Annotated in this window: 25 protein-coding genes; 8 read left to right on the forward strand and 17 right to left on the reverse strand. The window is 36.9% G+C overall.

The window, feature by feature from the left end; genetic code table 11:
- From KO521_RS13640 to ric, 7 genes are all read left to right on the forward strand, one after another.
- A complete protein-coding gene (locus KO521_RS13640; RefSeq protein WP_215940444.1) occupies positions 1-447 on the forward strand; it encodes a FixH family protein in 447 nt (148 codons plus the stop codon).
- 8 nt (positions 448-455) lie between these two features.
- Positions 456-1,160 carry a sulfite exporter TauE/SafE family protein gene (locus KO521_RS13645; protein WP_215940445.1) on the forward strand — a complete coding sequence of 235 codons (705 nt, stop codon included), beginning with the start codon at positions 456-458 and terminating at the stop codon, positions 1,158-1,160.
- Between the two features lie 21 nt (positions 1,161-1,181).
- Positions 1,182-1,670: a GTP-binding protein gene (locus KO521_RS13650; RefSeq protein WP_215940446.1), complete on the forward strand. Its 489-nt coding sequence runs from the start codon at positions 1,182-1,184 to the stop codon at positions 1,668-1,670.
- Positions 1,671-1,736: 66 nt separating this feature from the next.
- Entirely contained in the window at positions 1,737-3,191 is a 1,455-nt protein-coding gene (locus KO521_RS13655) for a vanadium-dependent haloperoxidase (RefSeq protein WP_252730066.1), read from the forward strand.
- A 203-nt stretch (positions 3,192-3,394) separates the two neighbouring features.
- Complete coding sequence (locus KO521_RS13660) at positions 3,395-3,790, forward strand: group III truncated hemoglobin (RefSeq protein WP_215940447.1); 396 nt, start codon at positions 3,395-3,397, stop codon at positions 3,788-3,790.
- Positions 3,791-3,869: 79 nt separating this feature from the next.
- The gene (locus tag KO521_RS13665; protein WP_215940448.1) at positions 3,870-4,304 is read left to right on the forward strand and encodes an RrF2 family transcriptional regulator; all 435 of its coding nucleotides are present in this window, start codon (positions 3,870-3,872) and stop codon (positions 4,302-4,304) included.
- A 64-nt stretch (positions 4,305-4,368) separates the two neighbouring features.
- Positions 4,369-5,088: an iron-sulfur cluster repair di-iron protein gene (gene ric / locus KO521_RS13670; protein ID WP_215940449.1), complete on the forward strand. Its 720-nt coding sequence runs from the start codon at positions 4,369-4,371 to the stop codon at positions 5,086-5,088.
- Between the two features lie 236 nt (positions 5,089-5,324).
- Here ric and KO521_RS13675 read toward each other — a convergent pair whose 3' ends face one another.
- From KO521_RS13675 to KO521_RS13755, 17 genes are all read right to left on the reverse strand, one after another.
- Positions 5,325-6,527, reverse strand: a complete 1,203-nt coding sequence (locus KO521_RS13675; protein ID WP_215940450.1) for a hypothetical protein — start codon at positions 6,525-6,527, stop codon at positions 5,325-5,327.
- A 26-nt stretch (positions 6,528-6,553) separates the two neighbouring features.
- On the reverse strand, positions 6,554-7,336 hold the full coding sequence (locus KO521_RS13680) for an ABC transporter permease (RefSeq protein WP_215940451.1): 783 nt from the start codon (positions 7,334-7,336) through the stop codon (positions 6,554-6,556).
- Positions 7,329-8,039 carry an ABC transporter ATP-binding protein gene (locus KO521_RS13685; protein ID WP_215940452.1) on the reverse strand — a complete coding sequence of 237 codons (711 nt, stop codon included), beginning with the start codon at positions 8,037-8,039 and terminating at the stop codon, positions 7,329-7,331. The genes KO521_RS13680 and KO521_RS13685 overlap by 8 nt, the downstream gene beginning before the upstream one ends.
- Positions 8,036-9,277: a nitrous oxide reductase family maturation protein NosD gene (locus KO521_RS13690; protein ID WP_215940453.1), complete on the reverse strand. Its 1,242-nt coding sequence runs from the start codon at positions 9,275-9,277 to the stop codon at positions 8,036-8,038. The genes KO521_RS13685 and KO521_RS13690 overlap by 4 nt, the downstream gene beginning before the upstream one ends.
- Before the next feature lie 134 nt (positions 9,278-9,411).
- On the reverse strand, positions 9,412-9,873 hold the full coding sequence (locus tag KO521_RS13695; RefSeq protein WP_215940454.1) for a pyridoxamine 5'-phosphate oxidase family protein: 462 nt from the start codon (positions 9,871-9,873) through the stop codon (positions 9,412-9,414).
- Between the two features lie 13 nt (positions 9,874-9,886).
- Positions 9,887-10,330 (reverse strand): nitrous oxide reductase accessory protein NosL, encoded by a 444-nt coding sequence (locus KO521_RS13700; RefSeq protein ID WP_215940455.1) that lies wholly within the window; start codon positions 10,328-10,330, stop codon positions 9,887-9,889.
- On the reverse strand, positions 10,327-10,971 hold the full coding sequence (locus tag KO521_RS13705; protein WP_215940456.1) for a hypothetical protein: 645 nt from the start codon (positions 10,969-10,971) through the stop codon (positions 10,327-10,329). The genes KO521_RS13700 and KO521_RS13705 overlap by 4 nt, the downstream gene beginning before the upstream one ends.
- Positions 10,972-11,087: 116 nt before the next feature.
- Positions 11,088-13,049: a Sec-dependent nitrous-oxide reductase gene (nosZ, locus tag KO521_RS13710; protein ID WP_215940457.1), complete on the reverse strand. Its 1,962-nt coding sequence runs from the start codon at positions 13,047-13,049 to the stop codon at positions 11,088-11,090.
- Positions 13,050-13,068: 19 nt separating this feature from the next.
- On the reverse strand, positions 13,069-13,581 hold the full coding sequence (locus tag KO521_RS13715) for a c-type cytochrome (RefSeq protein ID WP_215940458.1): 513 nt from the start codon (positions 13,579-13,581) through the stop codon (positions 13,069-13,071).
- Between the two features lie 392 nt (positions 13,582-13,973).
- The gene (locus KO521_RS13720; RefSeq protein ID WP_215940459.1) at positions 13,974-14,795 is read right to left on the reverse strand and encodes a universal stress protein; all 822 of its coding nucleotides are present in this window, start codon (positions 14,793-14,795) and stop codon (positions 13,974-13,976) included.
- A gap of 35 nt (positions 14,796-14,830) precedes the next feature.
- Positions 14,831-16,192 carry an oxygen-independent coproporphyrinogen III oxidase gene (gene hemN / locus KO521_RS13725; protein WP_215940460.1) on the reverse strand — a complete coding sequence of 454 codons (1,362 nt, stop codon included), beginning with the start codon at positions 16,190-16,192 and terminating at the stop codon, positions 14,831-14,833.
- 94 nt (positions 16,193-16,286) lie between these two features.
- Positions 16,287-16,496, reverse strand: a complete 210-nt coding sequence (locus tag KO521_RS13730; RefSeq protein WP_252730067.1) for a hypothetical protein — start codon at positions 16,494-16,496, stop codon at positions 16,287-16,289.
- Between the two features lie 10 nt (positions 16,497-16,506).
- Entirely contained in the window at positions 16,507-17,013 is a 507-nt protein-coding gene (locus KO521_RS13735; RefSeq protein ID WP_215940461.1) for a DinB family protein, read from the reverse strand.
- A 156-nt stretch (positions 17,014-17,169) separates the two neighbouring features.
- A complete protein-coding gene (locus tag KO521_RS13740; protein WP_215940462.1) occupies positions 17,170-18,294 on the reverse strand; it encodes a glycerate kinase in 1,125 nt (374 codons plus the stop codon).
- Between the two features lie 10 nt (positions 18,295-18,304).
- Complete coding sequence (locus KO521_RS13745) at positions 18,305-19,909, reverse strand: sodium:solute symporter (RefSeq protein WP_215940463.1); 1,605 nt, start codon at positions 19,907-19,909, stop codon at positions 18,305-18,307.
- 294 nt (positions 19,910-20,203) lie between these two features.
- Positions 20,204-21,514, reverse strand: a complete 1,311-nt coding sequence (locus KO521_RS13750; protein WP_215940464.1) for an MGH1-like glycoside hydrolase domain-containing protein — start codon at positions 21,512-21,514, stop codon at positions 20,204-20,206.
- A gap of 99 nt (positions 21,515-21,613) precedes the next feature.
- Entirely contained in the window at positions 21,614-24,292 is a 2,679-nt protein-coding gene (locus KO521_RS13755; RefSeq protein ID WP_215940465.1) for a TonB-dependent receptor domain-containing protein, read from the reverse strand.
- Positions 24,293-24,490: 198 nt separating this feature from the next.
- Here KO521_RS13755 and KO521_RS13760 point away from each other — a divergent pair, with 198 nt between their 5' ends.
- Complete coding sequence (locus KO521_RS13760) at positions 24,491-25,519, forward strand: LacI family DNA-binding transcriptional regulator (protein ID WP_215940466.1); 1,029 nt, start codon at positions 24,491-24,493, stop codon at positions 25,517-25,519.
- Positions 25,520-25,537 lie beyond the last annotated feature (18 nt).

The following is a 25,537-nucleotide window of genomic DNA, read 5'->3' on the forward strand; positions in this document are numbered from 1 at the left end:
ATGAAAATAAATTGGGGTACAGGTATCGTAATTGCTTTTGTAGCTTTCATCAGTTTCATTCTGTTCTTTGTGATACGTATGACTACGAGTCATAACGCCAATCATGATTTGGTTACGGAAGAATATTATAAGGCAGAACTAGGCTATCAAAAAGAAATCGATGCGGAGCAAAACGCTCTTAATTTCAATGAACAAATACAATTAAAAAAAAGCCCCAAGGGATTATTGGTAATTTTTCCCGAAGGTTTCGATAATACTAATGTTTCGGGCATTGTGTCCCTATACAGACCGTCCAATAAGCACTTGGATTTTAACTTTCCTATAAGTTTATCCAATTCACATTTGCTCATACCTGACAAACGCTTGTTGGATGGTCGATGGGACATAAAAATTACCTGGAAACACCAAGGAAAAGATTTTCTACACAAAGAAAGCCTAACCTTTTAAAATAAAACATGTTACTATCTGCCGTCATATTAGGCCTTATGGGAAGTTTGCACTGCGTTGGTATGTGCGGACCTATTGCCTTTATGCTTCCGGTAGACCACTCTAACAATTTAAAAAAGTTTGGCCAGATATTTATTTATCATTTTGGTAGGCTAATGGCCTACGGTATAATAGGTCTCGTATTTGGGCTTCTAGGAAAAGGACTTTCTATTTTTGGTGCACAACAAAAACTATCCATAGCTATTGGTGTTTTGATGATTGTGGTGGTTTTGATTCCTTATAAGACATTCAATAAATACAATCTATCTAAACCTATCTATAAAGTTATCTCAAAAGTAAAGAACCAATTAGGTAAAGAACTCAAGAAAAAATCTCCGGACACCTTTCTCACCATCGGTTTTCTAAATGGTTTCCTCCCTTGTGGTTTGGTATACATGGCGCTTTTTGGAGCTATTGCCATGGGAAATGCAATGCAAGGAAGTCTTTATATGGTGCTATTTGGTTTAGGTACACTGCCTTTAATGACGGCTGCTATATATTTTAGTGGTTTATTAAAAGGTGGTATTCGCAAAAAAGTACAGAAAGCCATTCCTGTTTTCGTAGTGGTCATAGGCTTATTATTTATTTTAAGGGGGCTTGGCTTAGGTATTCCGTATGTATCGCCCGCGCCCGTTACACAATTGGCCACTAGTGCCATAGAATGTCATAATTAATGGCTACCAAACGTTTTTAATATGAAACCTTTACCAAACGAAATTGTACTTCGCCCAAGGTTTCAATTAGATGTAGTTGGCGCTAAAGAAGATGTTCTTAAAAATTTTGAATCTGCTGCGGAATCACCTTTTTTAGTGAAACGTTTAGATGAGCATATTTTCATCAAATTTAATGAAAAGAACAATCATTTTTGGTCTCCACAGCTCCATTTGGAAATAGATGAAATAGATGAAAAAAATTGTCATTTACATGGTGTTTTTGGCCCTAATCCTACCCTTTGGACCTTCTTTATGTTCCTACATTTTGTTATAGCTGCCTTGTTTATAATTTTAGGGATTTGGGGGTATTCCAGTGCCTCCTTAAACAAGCCGTATCATCTGCAACTAGGACTTATGGTCATGATAGTTATCCTTTGGTTTGCACTTTATTTTTTTGGACGCGGCGGAAAACAAAAAGGAAAACCACAAATGCAAGAACTCTATGGATTTATGATGAATGTTCTTACGTAAAATATTTTAAAACTTTAAGTGCCTTCCCTATATTTGAAGGTCAACAACAACTTAATAACCAATTACATGAAACGTATTTTTATGTTAACCCTAATCTGTGGGTTATTGTCCTTTGGAAGCTCTTTTGGCCAAGAAAATCAAGAAGAGCCAAAAGGAATTGAAAATGTAGCTTATAAATGGGGAAAGATGGCTCTAGATGCTACAGCTTCCGACACCGAAAAATTTAAACCCAGGCCCACCATAACGTCTAGATATCTAGGACTGATTTTTGTTTCTATTTTTGATGCGTGGTCTGTCTATGACCCAAAAGCGATACCGGTATATTTAAAAGGTGTAGATCGCAGACCTGCTAGCGAACAAAATCTAAAAAATAAAGAAATAGCCATTAGTTACGCCGCTTTCGGTGCAATGAAAGAATACTACTATTCAGATACCGAAATGTTCAGAAAACTGATGATGGATTTAGGTTTGGATCCGGACAACACTTCTATGGATCCCACAACACCAGAAGGTATTGGCAACTTAGCCGCAAAGGCAACTATTGAGGCCAGAAAAAACGATGGTAGTAACCAATATGGAAAAATGGAAGGCTCCAATGGTGAAGCCTATTTTGATTATACCAATTATAGTCCCGTAAATACCGCAGATGAGAATACGGATATCAACAGGTGGCAACCCAAATATTTCTCTGATGGCAAGGGCGGGCAATATGCACCCGGATGTCTTACGCCCTACTGGCAAAAAGTTACGCCAATAGCATTGACCTCTGCAGACCAATTTAGACCGGGACCACCCCCAATGTACGGTTCTGAGCAATTAAAAGAAGAAGTGAAGGAAGTGGTTGATTTGCAAGCCAACCTTTCCGGTGAGGAAATAGCTTTGGTAGAATTTATGCGAGACGGTCCACAATCCGTTCAACAGGCCGGTCACTGGCTGAAATTCGCTCAAGATGTTTCCCGTAGAGATAATCATACGTTAGATGAGGATGTAAAAATGTATTTCCTAACTGAAATTACAGCAATGGATGCCTTTATTGCATCTTGGGACTCTAAAATGTTTTATGACTATGCTCGTCCTTATGCATTGGTTCACGAATATTATAAGAATAAAACTATAAAAGGTTGGGCTGGTCCTAGCAAAGGGGTTATTGAAATGAAAGGTCAAGAATGGCGCCCGTATTCACCAGATATCTTTCTTTGCCCCCCATTTCCCAGTTATACTTCCGGACATAGTACTATAAGTGGCGGTTGTGCCGAAGCGCTTAGACTTTTTACCGGTGACGAGTATTTTGGAGAAACAATAGAACTTATTCCGGGATCCCTTACAGAGGTTGATTCCGTTTATTACGGAAAACCGGTAACTATAAACTTTCCAACATTTACCGAAACAGCTAATATGGCAGGGATGTCTAGAGTTATGGGTGGCTATCACATACAAGCAGATAACATTGCTGGGCTACAATTGGGTAGAGATGTTGCTAAACAGGCTTGGGAGTTTTATAATGATCACTTGGGCAAGTAAAGAATTATTTAATCAAAAAAAGAAGGGAATCGTAGCTGATTCCCTTTTTTATTTCGGAATTAATAAAATAATATGACATTATTCATATGCCAAAACACCTCTATTCTAGATATTTGCACCTTAACAATAATATACCCTTAAATTCAAATAAGCCATATATCAACATTAAAATAAAATAAGGCTAATAGTGTACTTTTGAACCAATGGAGAAAAAGGAGATCAAATCCCGAAATGATGTACAGCTACTGGTTGAGACTTTCTATGGAAAAATACGAAAAGACGAAATCTTAGGCCCGATTTTCAATGGAATTATTACCGACTGGCCGTCACACTTAAAACTATTGACCGATTTTTGGGAGACTCAACTTTTTCTTCAACGTAAATATGACGGAAACCCCGTAACAGCGCATCAGGAAGTAGACGATAAAACTAATGGAACCATTACCTCTGAACATTTTGGATTATGGCTCAATCACTGGTTTGCAACTCTAGATGAACTTTTTAAGGGAGACCGCGCTTGGATAGCCAAGAACCGAGCTCAGAAAATGAGTACTATGCTTTTCATGCAGATATACCAACACAGGAACAGAACAAAATAAATCAATCGTTTTTAATTCGGATATATTTATCCTAATTAAAAAAATTTATATCTTTGTAACATAAAACAATTTATAGGTAATGTTTTCAAAAGCATGTGAATACGGAATAAGAGCATCTACTTACATAGCGTTAAAATCGCTTGAAGGTACTCGTGTTAGTTTAAAAGAGATTGCTGAAAAGATAGATTCGCCTGTAGCTTTTACTGCTAAAGTTTTACAACAATTGTCTAAAAACCATATTGTAGATTCTGTAAAAGGAGCTGCCGGAGGATTTCAGATAGCAAAAGCCAACATAGACCAAGTAAAGCTTTCTCAAATAGTGTATGCCATAGATGGTAACAAGGTATATGAAGGATGTGGATTGGGGCTAAAAAAATGTAATAGTAATGAGCCTTGCCCTGTTCATGATAAATTTGTTCAAATACGGGCAGATTTAAAAAATATGTTAGAAAGTACAAGTTTATATGATATGACTGTAGGCCTAGAAGAAGGACTTACCGCGTTAAAACGTTAAAAAAATTTAATTTTAAATAGGACAAAATTATCCTATTAATTGTAATTACAAAAAAAATAAAATTATGATACAGACCATTGGTGAAATCGTAGCTCAAGATTACAGAACCGCACAAGTTTTCAAAGACCATAAAATCGACTTCTGCTGCCGTGGAAACCGTTCATTAGAAGAAGTTGCCGAAAAAAACAATCTAAATATAGACACCCTTTCTGCAGAACTAAAAGCAGTATCAAACCAAAACAACGGTGATAACATAGATTTTAAATCCTGGCCGTTGGACCTTCTTGTGGATTATATTGAGAAAAAACATCATAGATATGTGGAACAGCAAAATACCATTCTAAAACAATACCTTGAAAAACTATGTAAAGTTCACGGAGAGAAGCATCCTGAGCTATTCGAAATAAGTCAACTTTTCAATGCCTCTGCCGGAGAATTAGCGATGCATATGAAAAAAGAAGAATTGGTGCTCTTTCCATTCGTCCGCAAAATGGTGGAAGCAAAACAATCAGGACAAGATTTAACTGCTCCTCATTTTGGTTCCGTAGAAAACCCAATTAACACTATGATGGCTGAACATGATAATGAAGGTGTTCGTTTTAGAACTATTGCGGAACTGAGCAATGATTATACGCCCCCTGCCGATGCTTGTTCTACTTACAAGGTTACGTACGCGCTATTACAGGAATTTGAAGAAGACCTGCACCGTCATATTCACTTAGAAAACAATATATTGTTTATGAAAGCCCGTGAATTAGAAAAACAATTAACCCCACTAACATAAATACTTGAAAGATTAAGATGATGGTAAAGATAGAGTATAATATTACATGCCATGGAAGGATGCACTGTGCATCTGTTTTGCCTAAAATAGGAAGCCACGGAGAAATGCGCTATCTTATATTAGCAATACTGATAAAACCAGTCTCTTAACCCACCAAATTCCTCTAAACCCTAATTTAAATGGCATTGTCTTTTCCATATTAAAAGATGCTACCATTTAAATTTTTACGGGTCGAATTAATTTTTTCTCCCTATGGGAAATAAAAACCCTAATACGGCAAATAAAATTAAGAGACTTGCAAATGCTAGGACAAGGTAGAACCCAGAAAAAAGTAAGGTAGATTGCCATGAAACTATTGCTTTATAGAATATGAGACTTTCGGTCAAAACAAAACCTGATACATATACATAGAACATTTTCGTATTAAGTTGTATAAGCTTAAAGTAATCCAAGAACACAACTAAACTTATCGTGACCACGCCCAAAAAGATCCAATGTAGATAACCAATGGTAAAGTCCAAATAGGTAACTGCTAAATCTGCAAAATAAGGTAGCGAACTTAGCAATTGCAATATCATTTTTACCACTAAAAGTACTCCTACAAGTAGTAATGAGTTGTGGTAGAATTGAGAAAACAAGTTTTCTTTCTTTAGCTTAATACCAATTAAAAAATCCATCAAGACATAAAAAGCCCAAAGCTGTAAAAGTGCACCTAGTCCTCCAATAACATAAAAGACTGCAAATGGTTGTGTAAATAAAGTGGATAGAAAAAAAGTGAATAGAATTCCTAGATTGAAGCCCCACAATAGTTTTCCAAAACTTCTATTCGGTATGAGCACACCCTGCTTTTCCAGAATATACAGAAAAACTGCCACTAGCCCCATTAGCATCCAACCATTATATAAAAAATGGAGATAGAAATATATAGCCAAACGATACCAAACCGACTCTGTTCCAAGCGTGTTCATAATACCTCCAAGAGCCCAAGGGCCAATACTGGCAATTAGCAGATATACAAGGGCGGTCTTCGCAAACTTTAATGACTGATTATGTTTATGTTTAATTAGAGTATTCTTAAAAAAGAACCAAGAAAACCAATAAGACGCGATCAAGAACAGGGTAGAAAAGACAATTGAAAACACCGCATACCCTTGAAACGGAAAAGTCAACAACATTCCCAATAGTGTAACTTGTGTAAACCAAAAAATTCTCCGGTATTCCTTCTGGACCAATGCATCGCTCAAGTAAAGCTTATAAAATAATGTAGTAAGCGCCAAATAAACCCAACCGAGTAAAGCTATATGAGAATGGGCATGAACAATAAACTTGTAGGTAACGGGAATATCACAAACTCTAAAAAAACGCAACAGACATCCTAAAATCGCAGCAAGGACAAAATAGAATAAAGCGGTCTTAGTGTGAATTTTAAGATTTACCATTTATATTGCTATCTATACTTACAAAATTAAAAATCCTTTTTCTTAGATATGTAAATTAATCGCCAGATGGGTAAGACGGTCCACAGAACAAGCATAAACATGGATACAAAGAAACCTTGATCTGTTCCAAAGAACTTTTTGAAAACCGCTCCTGTGTAACCCAAAAGCGCAGAAATGTCCAACTTTAATAAGATTAAAGTCCGTGATAAATCAATTGGATTGAACATGGTAGCCCCAAGCGAAAAACCATCTAATGGATACTCTTTGAATATAATTAAGGACATAAGAAACAACCCATCATAAATTACGGCCAGAAACAACCATAATAATACCGCGTAACCAAAACCTTTAATTTTATTTTCATTGGAAAGAGCTATATTAAAAGACAGTACGGTAAAAATAAGGGTTAGAAAAGCACCTGTAACGAGGAGTAAAGTAAAGTCAAAAATCGCATCACTTTTAAAGAGTCCGTAAAGTACAAAAGGAATACCAAGACCCAAGACTAAACTTAGGGTTAAAGAACCTGCAACACCTAGATATTGACCCAGAAAAATAGAAGAGCGTTTTACAGGTTGCGCCAATAAAAGCTCGGTAAACTCTTTTGAATTATAAAAATACATGATACCAAAGATGGTGCTAATCAAAGGCACTAGAATTATTATAACGTTCATTAGGGTTATGATTGCCTTGGAAACGTCATTGTTTAAAAACAGCAGTACAAAACCTAATAAAAGGTAAAATAGAAAGTACACGTAGCTCCAACGGCTACGGATAAGGTCGTAAAAACTATATTTTAATATTTTAAGCATGAGTTGGTTCGGTTGCAATGGCCGCAATGGCATATTCTAAATCGGTTTTTCCTGTCTTTATTTTCAGTGCTTCAATACTACCTTTAAAGTAAATATTACCCTCTAACAAATAAACGATCACATCAGACACCTCAGCTACAAACTGCATAATATGAGATGTAATCAGCACAGTCTTATTCATCTCTTTTTGTTCCCGAATAAGATTTTTTAAATGAATTAAGGACGCTGGATCAAGACCAGTTGTTGGCTCGTCTAAAATAAGCAGAGGACTATCGAACATAAAAGCCAAAACAATGTTTACTTTCTGTTTGGTTCCTCCAGAAAGGGTAGATAGCTTTTTATCTAAAAAAGGCTGCAATTTAAAAAGTTCAATTAGCCTTTCCTCATCACTTGGGCTCTGCCTGAGGTCCTTTATCATCCGTATGAGCTCATAGACTTTTAAGTTTCCGGGGAAGTTAGCTATCTGAGGCAGATAGTTGATTTGTTTGCGGTACTTCCAATTCTTTTTGATGCGCTCTCCCATGACGGATATACTTCCTTCATCTGGTACAACCATTCCTAAAACACTCTTGATCAAGGTAGTTTTTCCCGAACCATTAGGTCCTAATATAGCAAAAACACCACCTTTCTCTATGGTAAGGTCTAAGTCCGAAAGTACTTCGTTCTTTCCAAATTTTTTCTGCAAACCTTCTATATGAATCATTGTACTTGGGTCATTAGGGGATTAATATCCAATAAATTGTCCGGTGTAAAAACAGGAGATACTTTTTCTGAAAAATCTATGATATCCATAAAAAGACTTCGCAGCAAAACAATAGCCTCTGGAGTTTTATTAACGATATAGGAAAACAGCTTTACGGGACGGTAAGGCACATCGCCAATTCCATTATTATCTAAATCATATCCTGTATAATCGCTCCAATAATTACCGTCAAAGACATTATCGTTCAACTTACTGTCATATGATATATCAAAACTATTGTACAAAAAGTTATTACCGCTGAACCTATTAGTATAACAGGCGCCTAGCACCTTTATACCCCACCCGTTCTTTATGAAATTATTGCCCTTATACGTAATTCTGTTCGATCCTTCTATATGAATCCCAACCGTATTTTCCTCAAAGGTATTTTCAATTATTTCCGCATCGTTTATTTCTTTTAATAACATCCCAAAAGCAGCAGTTCCCCAGTTTTTCCTGAAGGTATTACCCTTCATTACTATCCGTTTTGAGAACATAACAGCCACTCCCGCTCCATTATTTTCAAAAACGTTGTTGGTATACACATCGTCATCCGAAAACATAAAGTGCAAGCCATACCTCAGATTATCCGTGCTTTTGTTATCATGAATTTCAATATCATCGGAGAATTCCAGATATATACCATCTCTTGCACCTTGGATAATATTTTTACTAACCTCAACATGATGCGAATACCAGAGCTGAATGCCATTTCCTGAATTATACTCGTCTTTAGCGTCTCCTATAATCTTATTGTGATATACTTTACCGTGGTTTGATTTTTCTAGATAAATCCCGAAAAACAACTTTTCCAAAACAATGTTCTGAATTAAAAAATTCTCACTCTTAACTACTCTAATTGCTGCATAATCCGTGGTATAACTTGTACCCACATTAATTATAAAAAAACCATCTACAGTAACATTGTCAGAAACAATACGGATGATTTCTCCTTTATCTTCCCCATCTATTTTAGGGTAGCCCTCACCTATTAATGTGAGTGGTTTGTTTATAATAATATTGTATTCTTTATATGTTCCTTTTTTGACTATTAACGTATCAAAGTCTATGGCACGTTCAATACCTTCAGAAATAGATTTTACTTTACAACTCTCACAAACAACAATAGGTTTTGCCCATAGGTGTACGGTAAAAAAAAGTAAAAAAGTAAAATTTAATAAGCTTTGGTATCGTATCATCTTAATATGAGAAATTTAGAATTCTCGTTAATTCTTTTCTTATCAGTTTTTCATAACAAGACCACCAAGATCTACTCTTGGATAAACACGGTTTATTCTACGACCGCAATTTTAGGCTTGACATTACCTGGGCTCTAAATTTTTTGGTTTCTATATTTACCTACGATATCCGAGATATGGATACGATATACAATTGGGCTTGCCTCCTTTTCCATTTTGCTGGAAAATTCCCTTATGGATTCTGTTTTTTGACCTTTGGTTCGCAAAATGATCTCTTTTACGCCATTGGTAAAAGTGCGTAGGCATTTTTTTGCCGTGCTTCCCTTTAATTCCTCAAAACTTCCGTTAATCAAAACAGAACGCCATTGTAGCATTGTAGCTATTTCATCTACCTGCAAAGAAACTTGCCCATACATTCTCATAGATTGTATTTTGTGACCTGGAGCGGAATAACTTATTATACTTTTATTTTCTAAATCATAGAAGTAAGTCACCGGTACAATAAACGGACTTTTACCCGCTATGTAGCCTAAATGACCAATACAATTATCGCTTAAAAGCGACATACATTCCGAAGTTTCCAAGTCTTTTCCCATAATTCCTGTAAATTTAAAATGGATTATCTTTTTCAAACTGGTTTTTCAGTTCCGGCCACGTATATAAGGTTCCTGAATTATTTAACTGTGCTCTTTTTGCTTCTTCTTCATTTGAAAAAGCGGTTAAAAACGCACCCATTGGACTAGGTATATTTTCACTGATCAAATAAGTTGCTTTTGTAGCATCAACAAAAACTCCAGGATCGGTATAATTATTTACCCTGTATAGCGCAACAGTTTCCAGATCTATATCCCTCATATAATTCAACATACATTCTGATGCATCAAAAGAATAACTTCTTCCTTTTTTGGTCATAAATTGGGCAGCATGTTGCTTATCTACAATAGTCATACTACAAAAATGACATCCTTCAGAACCATATGCTATGGCTTTGGGCCCACTATTACATGAAGACAATACCAAAACCAATACTAAAATACCAGCTAGACTTTTCATGATGTTGCTAATTTATGTTCTTGATGAGATTTATGAGAACCCTTACTTTTCAATCCTACGAAAAAAGCGACTACTGTAAGTGCCATACCTGCGAACATGAACCAAGCCCCTTTTGCAGGAATTGAACTTACGTCAAAATTGAGAAGTTTTTTATATCCAAAAAGTGGTGGTTTATAGGTCATTGGCGTTCCATCTTCATTAATAACCTTAATTATAGCATGCGGATCCAGGTTAGAACCATAGTCCGTTAACCAGAGATTAAAATCATACATGCCCATGATTCCTAAGATAGACATTAGTAAGAACCACCCCAAGAAATAACGGTAATCAATTTTACCTAAAAAGCCTAAAACTCCAAATAATACGCCTAAAACGACCATACCTATGATGACAATAGGAAAAACGTTGAATTCCCACATTTCATCAGCCTTTGGAATAGTCTTCATACCAATGTAATGGTTAAGGCCATCTATATTCTGAAGATCAAATTCAGAAACACCTTGAATACCATTAATATGAATATTCATTCCTAACGGATCAGGATATTGTGGAGCACCTAACATGATATTCCAAAGCGGAAATACAAATAACCCCAATAAACATAAAGAACCGACTATCATTATTACACTTGCCCTTTTCATCTTACTTCATCTTAAAATACTATATATCAAAACATAACTGGCACTAATAGTAAAAAGCAGGCCGGTCTTGGTACTGGACCTGCTTTTTGTTGAACGATCAAACAATTCTCCCTCCTTTATTCACCCAAAGACCAAGAAAGATCAATATTGGATTTAGCAGGAGAAACTCTTATGTAACCTTGCATCTCTTGGTGCAAAGCGGAACAAAAATCCGTACAGTAAAATGGCCATACTCCTTCTTGTTTGGGTTCCCAAACTGTTGTTTTAGTTTGCCCTGGCATAATCAACAATCCCGAATTAGTAGCACCTATCATCATAAAGCCATGAGGCACATCAAAGTCTTGCTCGTGGTTTGTGATGTGGAAATACACGGTGTCACCCACCTTAATACCTTCTATATTATCTGGAGTAAAGTGACTACGGATCATTGCCATGTATACATGCACTACATTACCGTCACGAACTACTCTTGCATCTGAAACATTTTTTGTGGCAAATGGATGTTCGTTCTCTGCCAGCTTATAGATTTTTTGTGATTTAGGTGCTAATATCGATGCTGGAATAGCGGCTGCATAATGCGGTTCACCATGCGTTGGAAAATCATAAAGCAATTCCATTTTATCTCCGGAGATATCATATAATTGCGCAGAGTGCTCTAATTCAGGACCTGTTGGCAAATATCTATCTTTGGTAATCTTGTTCATTGAAACAAAATACTTACCAAATGGTTTTCTAGAATTACCCCCGGGAATCATGCCGTGACCCACAGAATAATATGTTGGTTTTCTATCAACAACTTCCCAAGTACCCACTTTCCACTTTACCACTTCAGAAGAAATAAAGAAAGTAGTATAACCAAAACCCTTACCATCAAATTCTGTATGCAATGGTCCTAAACCTCCGCTCTTAACAACACCTCCAAGAATATCATCGAATTTCAAAATAGGAATTCCATATGCCTCACCATCAAATTTCTTACCGTCAATTGCGGCTATCATATTATCGAACGAGTGAATCGTAAGATCCGCGGAAAGTTTTCCGTTACCTATAATATAACTTCCGGTAGGATCAACATCTACACCGTGCGGCGATTTTGGTGTTGGTAAAAAGTAAATAGCACCAGGAACTTTCGTAGGATCCACGGTCAATACTTCTTTTTTCATAGTTGATGTAGCACTATGTGTCTCATCACTATACACGTTATGTGCATAATTGGCAGGCATAAGTGTACCCCCACCGTTTTCAACATACTCTTCAATTTTTTTCCAGTTTACGGCTGCAATAAAATCCTTATCGTTTTGAGAAGCGTTAACTTCTAGCAATGAGTTCGCTTCCTCTGTATTATATGTCGTAAAAAAGAACCAACCATGAGATTTTCCGCGTCCTGGGTGAGATAGATCATAGTTGAACCCCGGCATTATTAACTGGAATTTAATATCCATATTACCTGTCTCAGGCGCTATACTAATAAATGACAGGGCCCCTTTAAAATTCCCTTTATAATCTTTAATGGGCATATCTCTTTGGGGAACGGGAACAGAAAAACGTGTACCTGCCACTACATATTCTGTGTTTTCCGTTATGTACGAGGAACTGTGGTTACCTGCACTATTGGGCACTTCTATAATCTCGGCAGTTTCAAATGTTTTTAGATCAATCCGTGCTATTCTCGGTGTATTATTTCCATTTATGAACAACCATCTACCATCTAATTCTCCGTTAGTTTGAGAAATATCGGGATGGTGAGAATCATCTCCCGGTATAAAACCAAAGGAAGTATTTAACATAGGCTTGGTTTCTTCTGAATACCCATAGCCAGATGTAGGAAACTGAGAAAAAACCGGAATCTCTTTGAACATCCGTCCCGAAGGAAGTCCGTAAACAGTTAGGTTACCGCTATACCCACCGGACATGAACGCGTAAAACTCATCATGTTCACCTGGGGCTACATATACTTTCTCTGCATTATTTGATGCTAGCGCTCCATTAGATGAGGCTTTGCCGTTTTGATTACCGCAACCTGAAAAAAACAGGATAGGCCCTAGAATCGCTACTAGGTAAAATGAATACTTTTTCATCTGAATTGTATTTTTTGTTTTATTTTAAGGTTCTAAAAAACTCAACTACACTACGAGCTTGCTCTTGTGTTAATCCTTGGTTGGCCATTGGAGCGCCGTTAAATTCTGCCATAAGCTCTTTTGCCAAGGGATCTTCCTTAACCATAACCTCAGGATTTAAAATCATGTTCATTACCCATTCCGGACTACGTCTTTCTAAAATTCCCGTTGGAGCTGGACCAATGAATTTCTTATCCACCCGGTGACAGGCCAAACACATTTGAGTATAAATTTCCTCCCCTTTTTTGGCCAATGCCTCATCAATATCCGGAGCTAACGCCAATGAAGTGATTGGTCCTACCCCTTTGTTTTCCAAATCCACGCGTTTGGATGCCGGAACCGTACTTGTGGCCGGAACAGCTTCTGCCGGTTTCTCTGTTTTGGATTTTTCACGATTTACGCTAAATCCTTCTTTCTTCTTTTCTTCTTTGCCTCCACATGCCATAAGTAGGAGCGAAAAAAAAATTACGACACTTCTATTTATAATTTTCATTTTAAGCGGTTTAAAAATTAATTTATGTGGCAAATGTATGTGGTAAGCGCAGTCAAAAACATGATATACATCAGGTTTAGATATAAAAAGGATAAAATTGTCCTTTATTTTAATTTTTTATTGAAACAAGGGTTCCATGAAAGTTGTAAATTCAAAAAATGACCTAGTAAAAAGCTCTGTCAGCATAAGATGCCAGACAAGTCACGGAGTTTTTTTAATAGTAGAAAAGGGTACTAAATTAACAGGGTATCTACGTTAAAAAAGTAGGATTAGAGAGCGCTATTTTACAGCGAGGTTAAAAATGGGCAAAACAATCATTTCTTTATTTCTAGAACAAAAAAAGGGCGGCACGTATAAAACGTCCCGCCCATAGTTGCGTAGTTTAAGTGCATCTATATTTTAAAGGTCACCACTGGTATTTTAGAATGGTTAACAACATCTTCGCCAATACTACCCATAAAGAAATGGGCCAAGCCCTTACGGCCGTGAGTAGAGATACCTATTGCATCGGCACTATTATTTTCGCTATAATTCAGAACACCTCGTTCCACACTATAATCATTATATATTTCAACTTGCAAGGCCTGATTTACTTTACCTATAAAACTATTAATACGTGTATAAATATCACCGGAACTTAAGAAATCATCGCCAGGTGTATTAATGTAAACCAAGTCCAATTCAGCTTTTAACATATCAGCAAATTTTTTGGCTTTGTCAAAAGCAACAATACTTTCTTCTCTAAAATCAGATGCAAATACAAAACGATTGATTTTGAAATCCGGTATTTCATTTTTGATTACTAACACAGGAATTTCAGCATTACGTACTACCTTCTCAGCATTGGAACCAATAAAAATTTCTTCAAGTCCATCAGAGCCATGAGAACCCATAACGATAAGTTCCGCTTTATGCTCGGCAGCAATTTCATTTACTTCACTAAATACTTTGTAGTGTTTAATAATAGGTGTAACCTTAACGCCTTCCAGGTAAGGCTTTTTTAAAAATTCATTGAATCTTTTTTCAGCCAATTTTATTAGAAAAACGGTTTGTTCCGGGTGAAAACCTTCTGTAGAAGTTATCATAGCCTGATTAAGTTCTAACATATGCAAGGCCAATATCTCGGAGCCATGCTTTTCAGCAAGGGAAACAGCAACTTTAAGTGCATTTTCAGACTGTTCGGAAAAATCTAGAGGTACTATAATTTTTTTCATAATATTTCTATTTTATATAAGATTAGGGCATGTATTTAAACTGTCATTGAAAATAGTCTTTTTTCTGGTTCTTTTGTATGTAAAAGTACATCAAATGCCATACAAATATTTCTTATAAACGGGCGGCCTTTTTCCGTAACCTTTATACCATCTTCAGAAACTATGAGCAAAGCATCCTGTTCCATTTCTTTTAACCGCTCCGTTACCTCTTCTATTCTTTGGATACGAAGATTCTCATTGGTCCACGAGGTCTTAAACCCACACATTAAATTTAGGATGTGTTTTCTTATTGCTCGGTCTTCATCCGTTAATATGTGCCCTCTATACACAGGAATAACATCATTTTCCACTAGATGCCGGTATTCCTCAATTCCTTTTACATTTTGGGCAAAACCATACCAACTATCACTAATACTTGAAGCTCCCAAACCAATCATAGCCTGAGTTTTTGATGCTGTATACCCCATGAAATTACGATGTAAACTACCTGATTCCATAGATTTGTAAAGCGTATCCGTAGTAAGCGCAAAATGGTCCATACCAATTTCATGATAGCCCACTTCTGCCAATAGGGCTTTACCAGTTTCATATTGTTGTCGTTTTTCATCGGCAGTTGGCAAATCGGCATCTTTATAACCTCTTTGTCCGTTTCCTTTTAACCAAGGTACGTGTGCGTAGCTATAAAACGCCAAGCGATCCGGTCTAAGTTCTTTGGTGCGCAAAATAGTTTCACGAACATGCTCTTCCTTTTGAAAAGGTAAACCAAAAATTATATCGTGACCTATGGACGTATACCCAATCTGCCTAGCCCATTCCGTAACATTCTTTACGTTGGCAAAGGGTTGAATGCGGTGTATAGCCTGTTGTACTTTTACATTATAATCTTGCACACCAAAACTAACGCGTCTAAAACCTACATCGTATAAAGCTTGTAAATGTTCTTTGGTTGTATTGTTGGGGTGCCCTTCAAAACTAAATTCATAGTTTTCCGCCCTTTTGGCTATGCTAAAAATACCCTTGATCAGGTTTTTTAGATGCTGAGGCGAGAAAAAAGTGGGTGTACCACCTCCCAGGTGTAATTCTTTGATAATAGGACGCTCATTGAATAAATCACAATATAACTTCCATTCTTTTAAAACCGACCGTATGTACGGCTCCTCTACCTCATGTCTTTGCGTAATACGTTTGTGACAACCACAAAACGTACACATACTCTCACAAAAAGGTAGATGTATATATAGACTTATGCCCTCTTTGGCATTACTTTCCTTAAAACTTTGAATTAAGCTAGATTGCCATTTCTTGCTCGAAAAAGTATCCATATTCCAGTAAGGAACAGTTGGGTAACTAGTGTATCTGGGACCCGCAACATTATATTTTTGAACTAAACTGCACATAGATCGTATCTTGTTTAATACAAACTTAGTTCTGTTCAATAGCTTAAAATATGATAATTGTCAGGTATCGGAATTTAAGAGACGTATAGAACGGTTAAAGCTCCTCACAAATAAAACCTTGATTTTTTAAAAGTGAAGTTACCATAGTTGGACATTTATGGGTTTCGACCCGGAGGATATTGTCACAATCCTCCAAGTCAAAATTCCATTTTCCTTCCGGTTTTATCAATTGATTCAATAATGGTTTCAATCTTTTTATCTGCTTACTTCTTAATACCGATGTTCTGAATACCAATACGGTCATGATTAAAATTTTAAAGTGTATTTCTGTCCCAAAACATAGGTGGTTCAATATTCAACGAACGCAGATATACGTAACCTTGACCTCTATGATGAATTTCATTATCTATGAAATAAAGAATAGCAGATTGTACCGTACCCTCATAAAGACCGAAGCTTTTGATTTCTTCATGAAACCTACTTATATTTATTTTTGACCAGTTTTCATTGATTTCCTTGGTTTCTTTATCCCATAGTTCCAACACTTTTTGTTTACTATTACCATGTGCAATGTGTTCATTTTGAACCGTAGTTACGCCTGTTACAATCTCTTTGGTACCCGGCCCGCCAATACTTAACAGTTCTTGGATCATTTCTGCAAAGGTGCGCATGCCGCCAATAGAATATTCAAAGAAATCCTTCTCTGGGAATTTTTCTATTAGTTTTCGTGTAAGCGCTCTATGACCTTGCCAATGGGCCAATAGTTCGGATGAAAGAATTACTTGTGCCACTTTTTCTGTAGATGAGACTCCGGTGTTCATAATTTACATTTTTTATATTCGTATTATTAATAGAACAAATGTAAAAGTGACTGGTGACAGCGGTTTGTCAGTAGTAAAATTTTAGAACTTTTATTATTTTGGCTAACTAAGCTAAACCCAATAATAGCAATAGATTACAACAATTGAATTAAAAAATCATTTTATCAACTTGGCAAAATTATATGCGGCGTTAACCAGATTCGCATAACTGGAAGCCATTGCTTCTGGCAAAGTAGAAATACCCCTAATTATTGAATTGACATATGCCAGCCCAAACTTTTCCTGCTGTTCTATAGTTATTGAAACCGAACCACACAGCGCGGCCACAGGAACCTTATATTTCTTTGCAGAGTTGACCACACCATTTATAGTCTTACCGGACAAGGTTTGCTCATCTAACTGACCTTCTCCCGTAATAATCCAATCGGCATCTGAAATGGCCTCATCAAAATGTGCTAATTCTTTTACCAGGTCAATACCCGATGTTAGTTCTCCCCGCAAGAATACAATGGCTCCTCCTCCAATTCCTCCTGCTGCTCCGGAACCTTTAATTTTTTGAACCTTAATATTATAGGTATCCGAAATAACTGTGGCAAAACTTTTTAGACCTTTATCTAAAATCTCTATTTCTTCTTGGGAAGCCCCTTTTTGTGCGGCATAAATTTTTGCCGCGCCATTTTTTCCATAAAAGGTATTAGAAACATCACAAGCAATTTTAAATTTAGCTTCTGATAACAACGGGTGTACGTTAGAAGCATCTATACTTCTTACCTTGACCAAATTACTTCCAATAGGTTCTAGATCCAAGCTAAAATCAGCTCTAAACTTATACCCAAGAGCATTGGCCATACCCATGCCACCATCATTGGTAGCGCTTCCTCCAATACCTAAAATAATTTCCTTGGCTCCTCTTTCTAGCGCATCTGCAATAAGTTCTCCCGTACCAAAGGTGGTGGTCTTCATACAGTTCCTATCTGTATCCTGCAATAATTTTAGTCCGGAGGCTTCGGCCATTTCTATATAAGCTATCTTGTTTTTCGCAGCATATAAATAGGAAGCGCTAATAGGACTAAACAAGGGGTCGTTTACGGTAATAGTTATTTTTTCACCATCAATGTAATGCTTCACCACATCAATAGTTCCATCGCCCCCATCTGCCAAAGGCATTTTCACGATTGTGGCATTATTAATGACATGTTGCAGTCCTTCCTCTACAGCAGAACAGAACTCAAAACCGCTAAGTGAACCCTTAAATTTATCTGGAGCGATTATAATTTTCATATATCTAGTTTTATTGAAATACCGAAGGTAATAACATACAAGCACAAAGAATGATGACAAAATAACCTACTAAAATAGCTACCTCCTTCTTACCTGAATAATACACGACTTCAAGACCTTCATTTACTGTTCTTTTGACCGTATAACTTACCGCAAGTGCAACAAGAATAGTTACCATACAACCTAGGGCATTCCACCAGAACCAAAAGATCGACGGCACATACAACCAAAGATAAATATTGAACAATACACCAGCAATAATACCAATGTTCGCACCAAGCGCGTGCGTTCTTTTTGTTAAAATAGCTAAGATGAAAGCCGCCAAAATAGGTCCATAAAAGACCGAGCTTATTTTATTGATAACTTCAATAACAGTACCCTCTATATTACCTGCAAAAAATGCAAAGAACAAACAGACCAGGCCCCAGAAAATAGAAAGTATTCTAGAATAAGACATATATTGTCTATCTGCCATATCTGGCTTGAACCTTTTTACAAAATCTTCCATAGTTACCGCAGACAAAGAGTTTACCGTAGAGCTCAAAGTAGACATTGCTGCGGACATAATAGCTACGATTAAAATACCAATTATTCCGTTGGGCAAATATTTTATTATAAAAACCGGCACCAAGAGATCGGCTTTCTTGCCTTCCAAAGAAGAAATATTAGCTTGATAGACCGTTTCCATCTGATCTTGAAAACCTAAATCCTGCATTAACAAAGTACCCAAAACCAACCCCATAATACAATAAGTGAGCGTAAATGGAAATCTTAACAGACCATTTGCCATCATAAGTTTCTTTAGGTTGGGCATACTGCTAGAGGACAATAAACGTTGTGATTGCGTCTGGTCCGTACCGTAATATGATGCGTATAAAAAGAAACCACCAATGACCATTGGCCAAAAGCCAAATTCATCACTGCCATCCGCATTATTAAAACCCCATTTATTAAAGTCAACGGCAGTAATACGATTATGATCTACATTGGCTAAAAAATTGTCTAAACCACCAAGCTCACTAAAGCCGTAAAAAAGACATATAATTATACCAATAAACAAAATACTCATTTGTATAACATCTCCCCAAATAACAGCTTTCATACCTCCTTGAAAAGAATAAATCATAGTGATAACTCCAATAATCAAAACCGATATCCAAAAATCCAATTGAATAGTAGCCTGTAGAATTAACGCCATGGTATACACCATTACGCCTGTGGCCACTGACCTACTTATCTGAAAAACAAAACTGATCAATAAACGAGATGAGGCATCAAAACGTGTTTCCAAATATTCATAAACACTAACAATCCCAGATTTATAAAGTGTTGGTAATACCGCCACTAACAAAAATGCCATAGCCAATGGCACTCCTAATTCATAGGTAAGCCATTGCATACCACCTCCATCCTTAAGACCTACAAATGCGGGAGCAGAAATAAAACTAATTGCCGAAAGCTGCGTTGCCATGGCGGAAAGACTCAGTGGTAACCAAGATGTTTTTCTTCCCCCTAAGAAATAATCACCTCCTGAACTGTTTTCTTTAAAAAGAAAACCAAGCCCCAAAAAACCTACGAGGTAAAAAACGATTATGATATAATCCAAATAATTCATGAGTGTATATACTTTTGGTTTGGTACCTTATATTTTTATTCCAATTCTATCAATATATTTTACTGCCTAGTTGTTATGCAACTATTTACAACTGCAAAATATAGAAGAAATACCTTACAAATATTAAATTATAGACTCAAACGGCGGAAATTGAACAACACATTACAATTTACCGCCATTTTGAGTCAAAATGAGAATTGAACAGCTCAACAACTAGCAACTAATTAACGCTAACCAACTGGGCTGGTTATACGAACACTTAGAAATCCTAATCCTCACAAAAACGTATTTGACCTAACCCTTTAGCAGGTCTATTATAAGTGCTGCACTCCATGAGAAGTTGTCGCCTCCATAACCTGTTGATTTTTCGTCGCCGGTATCCTTCCTACAATCAAAATATTCAAAAAAGCCGTATCTCTCGATCAACTCGATACTATCTTTTCTAATTTGCGACGCCATATTTGTAAAGCCATAGTTTTTAAGCCCTATATAAAGCATCCAATTCATATTAATCCAAACCGGACCTCTCCAGTACTTTCTAGGATTAAAACGTTCATCTGTTGGATCAAAGGAAGCGCATAAATATTTATCCTCACCGCCAAATTTATCCATCATAGTTTGTACTAAAGTCTTAGCTCTTTCTGCATTTGGAATATTAGCGAAAAAAGGAGAAAATGATGAAGAAGTAATATGGCGTATGGCTCTTTCATTTCTTAAATCATAGTGTACATAAGCTCCTAATTCTGAATCAAATAATTTTTCATTGAAGCATTTAATACTCTTTGACTGCCAATTAAGGAGTCTCTTTATTTTATCCTCGTTTCCCCCAATTAATCCATATAAATTAATTAATGCTTGGTTTGACTTTATGAGCATGGCATTGAATAAAGGATCTTGCACCAAGAAGGGGGAAAGTTCGGCTATCTTGGCATCATCATAATTGTTTTGCTTGGCAATATCTATGATATATAAATAGTGGTCATATTCTCTCTTAGAAGGCCGTTGAGATGCATCTACATGGGTCGTATCTTTTCGCTCAAAAGTATATTCTGGCGGATTCATGGTATTCCAAATATCATCCCATACCGGTGAATTGTCCGTACCAGATTCCCAGTTGTGATAAATATATACCAGACCTTCGTTTTGAGGATCACGGTTTTCATAGAAATAAACATGGTTATCATACACTTTATCTATCTGCTCTTCAATAAAGTTGAGCATATCTTCTTTATCATCTACAATATTGAGCATATCCTGTAGAATAAACCCAGTAACAGGGGGTTGGGTCATGCCTGTAGACTTATATTTCTTTGAAGAAAGCGGATGCAAATCCGACCTATGAAAATCATGGCCCGGAAAATAGGAATCATCATCCGTATGAAAAACAATGTGTGGTATAAAACCATTATCCCATTGCGCATTCAACAAAGTCTCTATTTCTTTTTTTGCGTGATCTGTATTATAATGAGCAAGGCCTATTGCAATAAAACCACTATCCCATTTCCATTGAAACGGATAAAGACCTTTACTAGGAATAGTAAAACCTCCTTCTTGAAAATTGGCATCTAAAACGTCTTTTGCCCTATTGATTATATCTTCTTTCATAATATACTTAAGGATAAATCACATTGGCAGCAAGCCACCACCAATGTGTATTTAATTAAAAACTGATTAAACTGAACTTTAACTAACTCCAAATCGTTTTTAGAAGTTGAAAGTCGCTGTCAAGAAAAACCTTCTGGGAAGGATAGGACGACCTACAAAGAACTCAGATTCGCTCTGTCCGGCTGCACCCGCTCTTGGGTTACCTTCTGTAATACCATCACTATCAAAAAGATTGAAGACGGAAAAACCAAGACGAACGCTCTGGTTTTCTTCTGGCGTACCAAAAGTATAACCTGCACCTAACCTACCGATTGGAATGGCGTCCAATTCTATATCATTTACATCAGAAGAGAATTTACTACCCGTGTAGTTGAAACCAAAATTAGCATCGAACTTACTGTTATCGTAATAAGCCCCCAGTGAACCTAAAAAGTTAGGCTGTCTTGCCAATTCATTGCCCACGTTAGCCTCGGAAGAAGTCCCGTTCACCAAATCAAAATCTGTGTTTTTAGTAATTTCATGACCTTGGTAAGTAACCGTACCACGAAGATTAAAATTGCTAGCTACGCGATAGTCACCAGTAGCTTCCAAACCTATAGTTCTAGTATCCTGCTCAGAACGGGTCTCATCAATTAACTGACCACCAACAATAGCTTGCTGTATTTTAATTCTGTCTTTTAAAGCTACATAATAAGCAGCAACAGATCCAGAGAATTTAGAAGAACCAAATTTAGCCCCGGCTTCAAATTGAATAATATTTTCAGGATCATAAGCATTTTCAGAAATACCTGCTACCGGAGCAAAACCTCTAATTTGTGGAAAGAAATATCCTTTGGAAAAGTTAGCATATAAATTGGTTACATCGCTCAATTCATAAAGACCTGCAAAAGAAACTGCCCATCCAGATGCTTCTATAGAAGATCTAATGAAACTACCGTCTGCAGTTTGCACATCGCTCAATGCCGTAGTCAACTCTGGGTTATCATAAACTGTTGCACTAGATATTCCACCTTTGGCATTTTCACCATCTGTATGTTCATATCTAAAACCAACGTCAAAACGCCATCTATCAAAAATCATCTCGTCCGTTAAGTAGAAGGCTAACCTGTTTTGAGACAAGAAGTTATTTGAAGTTTGACCGATACGGTTGTACAAACCACCTTCTGAATATACGACATTATTTCCTCCAGCATCTGCATAATTCAAGTTCACCAATCTTGGTGCATTGTTGAATTCAGATAAAACACGATATTGGTAGTTAACATCTTCAGCCTCCGTACGTGCTATAAAAGTACCCAAGGTTACGTTATGACTCCCGCCATTCATAGTTTCAATAGACTTAGTCAAGGATGCCTCTCCTGAGTAATCGGTCATTGGTCTTAAACGGTCTACGTGAAGGTTATCTATAACCAGATCAGATCCATTTATCTGGGAATTAGGATTTCCGCTCTGATAGCGAGCTGTGTACCCTTGATTGTCAGGAGCTATACTAGCTACATAATTATCTAATGTAATAGGGTTTCCGTTGTCTCCGTTTCCTCCAACATACAAAGCAAAGTTGTGCTTGTAGTTAGCATATTTTACTTTGGACTTAAACCTAAGGTCATCTGCAAATCTATAGTCAAAATCAGCTAAAAGATAACCGCCGGTCGTAGAAACTCCATCTGCAATTGGACTGTTATAGGTACCACCTGGCGTAAGGAAAGAAGTATTTGCCAATTCCCCTGTCAATAACTGCTCTACCGGTTCTCCATCATTTCCCGCTAAACGCTCTCTGCTTCCACCTGATAAAGGAATAGGAAGGTAGAACTGTGCCTTATCATTTATAAACTGACCATGTACGGTAAACGTTCCTTTATCAAACTTTTTCTTGATATTAGCCCTGAACTGTACCCCTTTTGTAGGCAAACCTGTATCTATTGGGCCACGGTCATGTCTTACAAAACCAGTAAACGCATAGTAGGTATTAGAATCTTCACCACCCAATTGGCCACCTGTATAGAAATCTGTTTTTAAACGCCCCATATTGGCAACTTCAAGGTTTATAACGTTACCAGGATTGGTGTCTCCCGTTTTACTTGTATAATTAATGATACCCGCTACAGAACCTGCACCGTATAAGATGGCAGAACCACCACGAACAAATTCCACTCCTTTAAAGCCAATATCGGGTCTGGCATAAACATCATGAGCAGAAGAGTTAAGACCAAACGTACTCATTAATGGCATCCCATCGTATTGTAACGGGTTGAACACATATTGACCACCAGAAGGAAGACCTCTTACGAATACATTAGTAGCCGTTTCACCACCACCACCTTCAGCGGTAATACCTGGTACACTTCTTAAAATATCTGCCTGACTGTTAGCCGATAGTTTGGTAATCTCTTTCATCTTTACCGAACTAATAGATAAAGGTGCCTGTTTCTGAGACCTGAACGTACTGGAAGCAGTCAAAACTACCTCATCCAATTGCTGACCACCTTCTTGTAGGACAAAATCTACCGTTATATCCGTACCAGTCAAATCTACTTGCTTATCTAGGGTAGTAAAACCTAGATATGATGTTCTTAATATTTGGCTGCCTTCCAGGTCTGTTGAGAATGTGTAATTACCATCAAAGTCAGATGTGGTACCAGAAGTACTCCCTGCTATTATAATATTCGCTCCCGGTATAGGTTCCCCGGCACTGTCCGTAATGGTACCGGAAATTCCAGTCTGGGCAAATGCTCCAGTACTTAAAAGAAGACCGATTACCGCAAAAATAACTTTCTTCATAATTGTAGTTTTTAAATGTTGAGTGAACTTGAGTTATTATTAATTTGTTAATACAGGACCAAAACTATCGGAATATCATATTATTTCGACAAAAAAATTGCAAATTTGATATGCAAACGTTACCGCAAACGTTTACAATTCCTAATTTTATCATAAATAAATTTGCATTGTACTGAAAATCAACACCTTTTTTAAATTATGAGCAAGAAGCACAACACCACATTAAAGGATTTAGCCAGAGAATTAAACCTTTCAATATCCACGGTTTCCAGAGCGCTCAATGACCACCCTGATATAAATGCAACTACAAAACAAAATGTTAATAATCTGGCCCGACAAATGAACTATTCCCCTAATTTGTTCGCTAGAAGTTTTAGGTCTCAAAAGACCAATATTATTGGTGTTGTGGTTCCTAACATTTCCCATTACTTCACATCTACCATCCTAAAAGGAATTTTAGAAGAAGCAGAGATACTAGGATATCGGGTAATTATCTCTGAATCTAACAATAGCGAAACCAAACAAACAGAAATGTTGAATACCATGACCCAATTTGGGGTAGATGGTATTTTAATGTCACTTACTAAAAAAACTACGAAAATTGAAGATGTACTAAGAACCCTAAACCGTGTACCCATTGTATTGTTTGATAAGGTATCTCAGAAAATACCCTGCACCCAGATTGTTATTGATGAAGAAGAGGCTGCCTTTAATGCTGTAGAACACCTTATTGAACTGGGCAAGAAACGCATTGCCATCATCAAAGAAACTGAAAATTCATATAATTCAGAGAAACGATATGCCGGTTACATTAGAGCTTTGGAACACTACGGCCTTCGCATAAGAGAAAAGATTATTTTAAGTACAGAAGACATTTCACTTATTCATGGTAGGCGCCTCGCCAATATTCTCTTAAGTATGAAAAAACGGCCCGATGCTATTTTTGCCATTACGGATAATGCTGCTATTGGAGCCATTAAAGCCCTCAATAAATTCAAAGTGAAAATTCCTGAAGAGATAGCCGTCGTAGGTTTTAGTAATTCGGCAAACTCGAAAATCATTCAACCGGAATTAACCACTGTAGACCAGCCTGGTGATAAAATTGGCCGTACTTCCGTAAAATACCTTATTGATGAAATTGAAAATCCATCTAACGATGTCATTACTAAAACTGTTGAAATAAAAACCACATTAGTGGTCAGGGATTCCTCCTTAAGAGCGGAATAATGCATTATAAGAATTATC

Source organism: Zobellia uliginosa, assembly GCF_018860745.1.
Taxonomy (GTDB): Bacteria; Bacteroidota; Bacteroidia; order Flavobacteriales; family Flavobacteriaceae; genus Zobellia; species Zobellia uliginosa_B.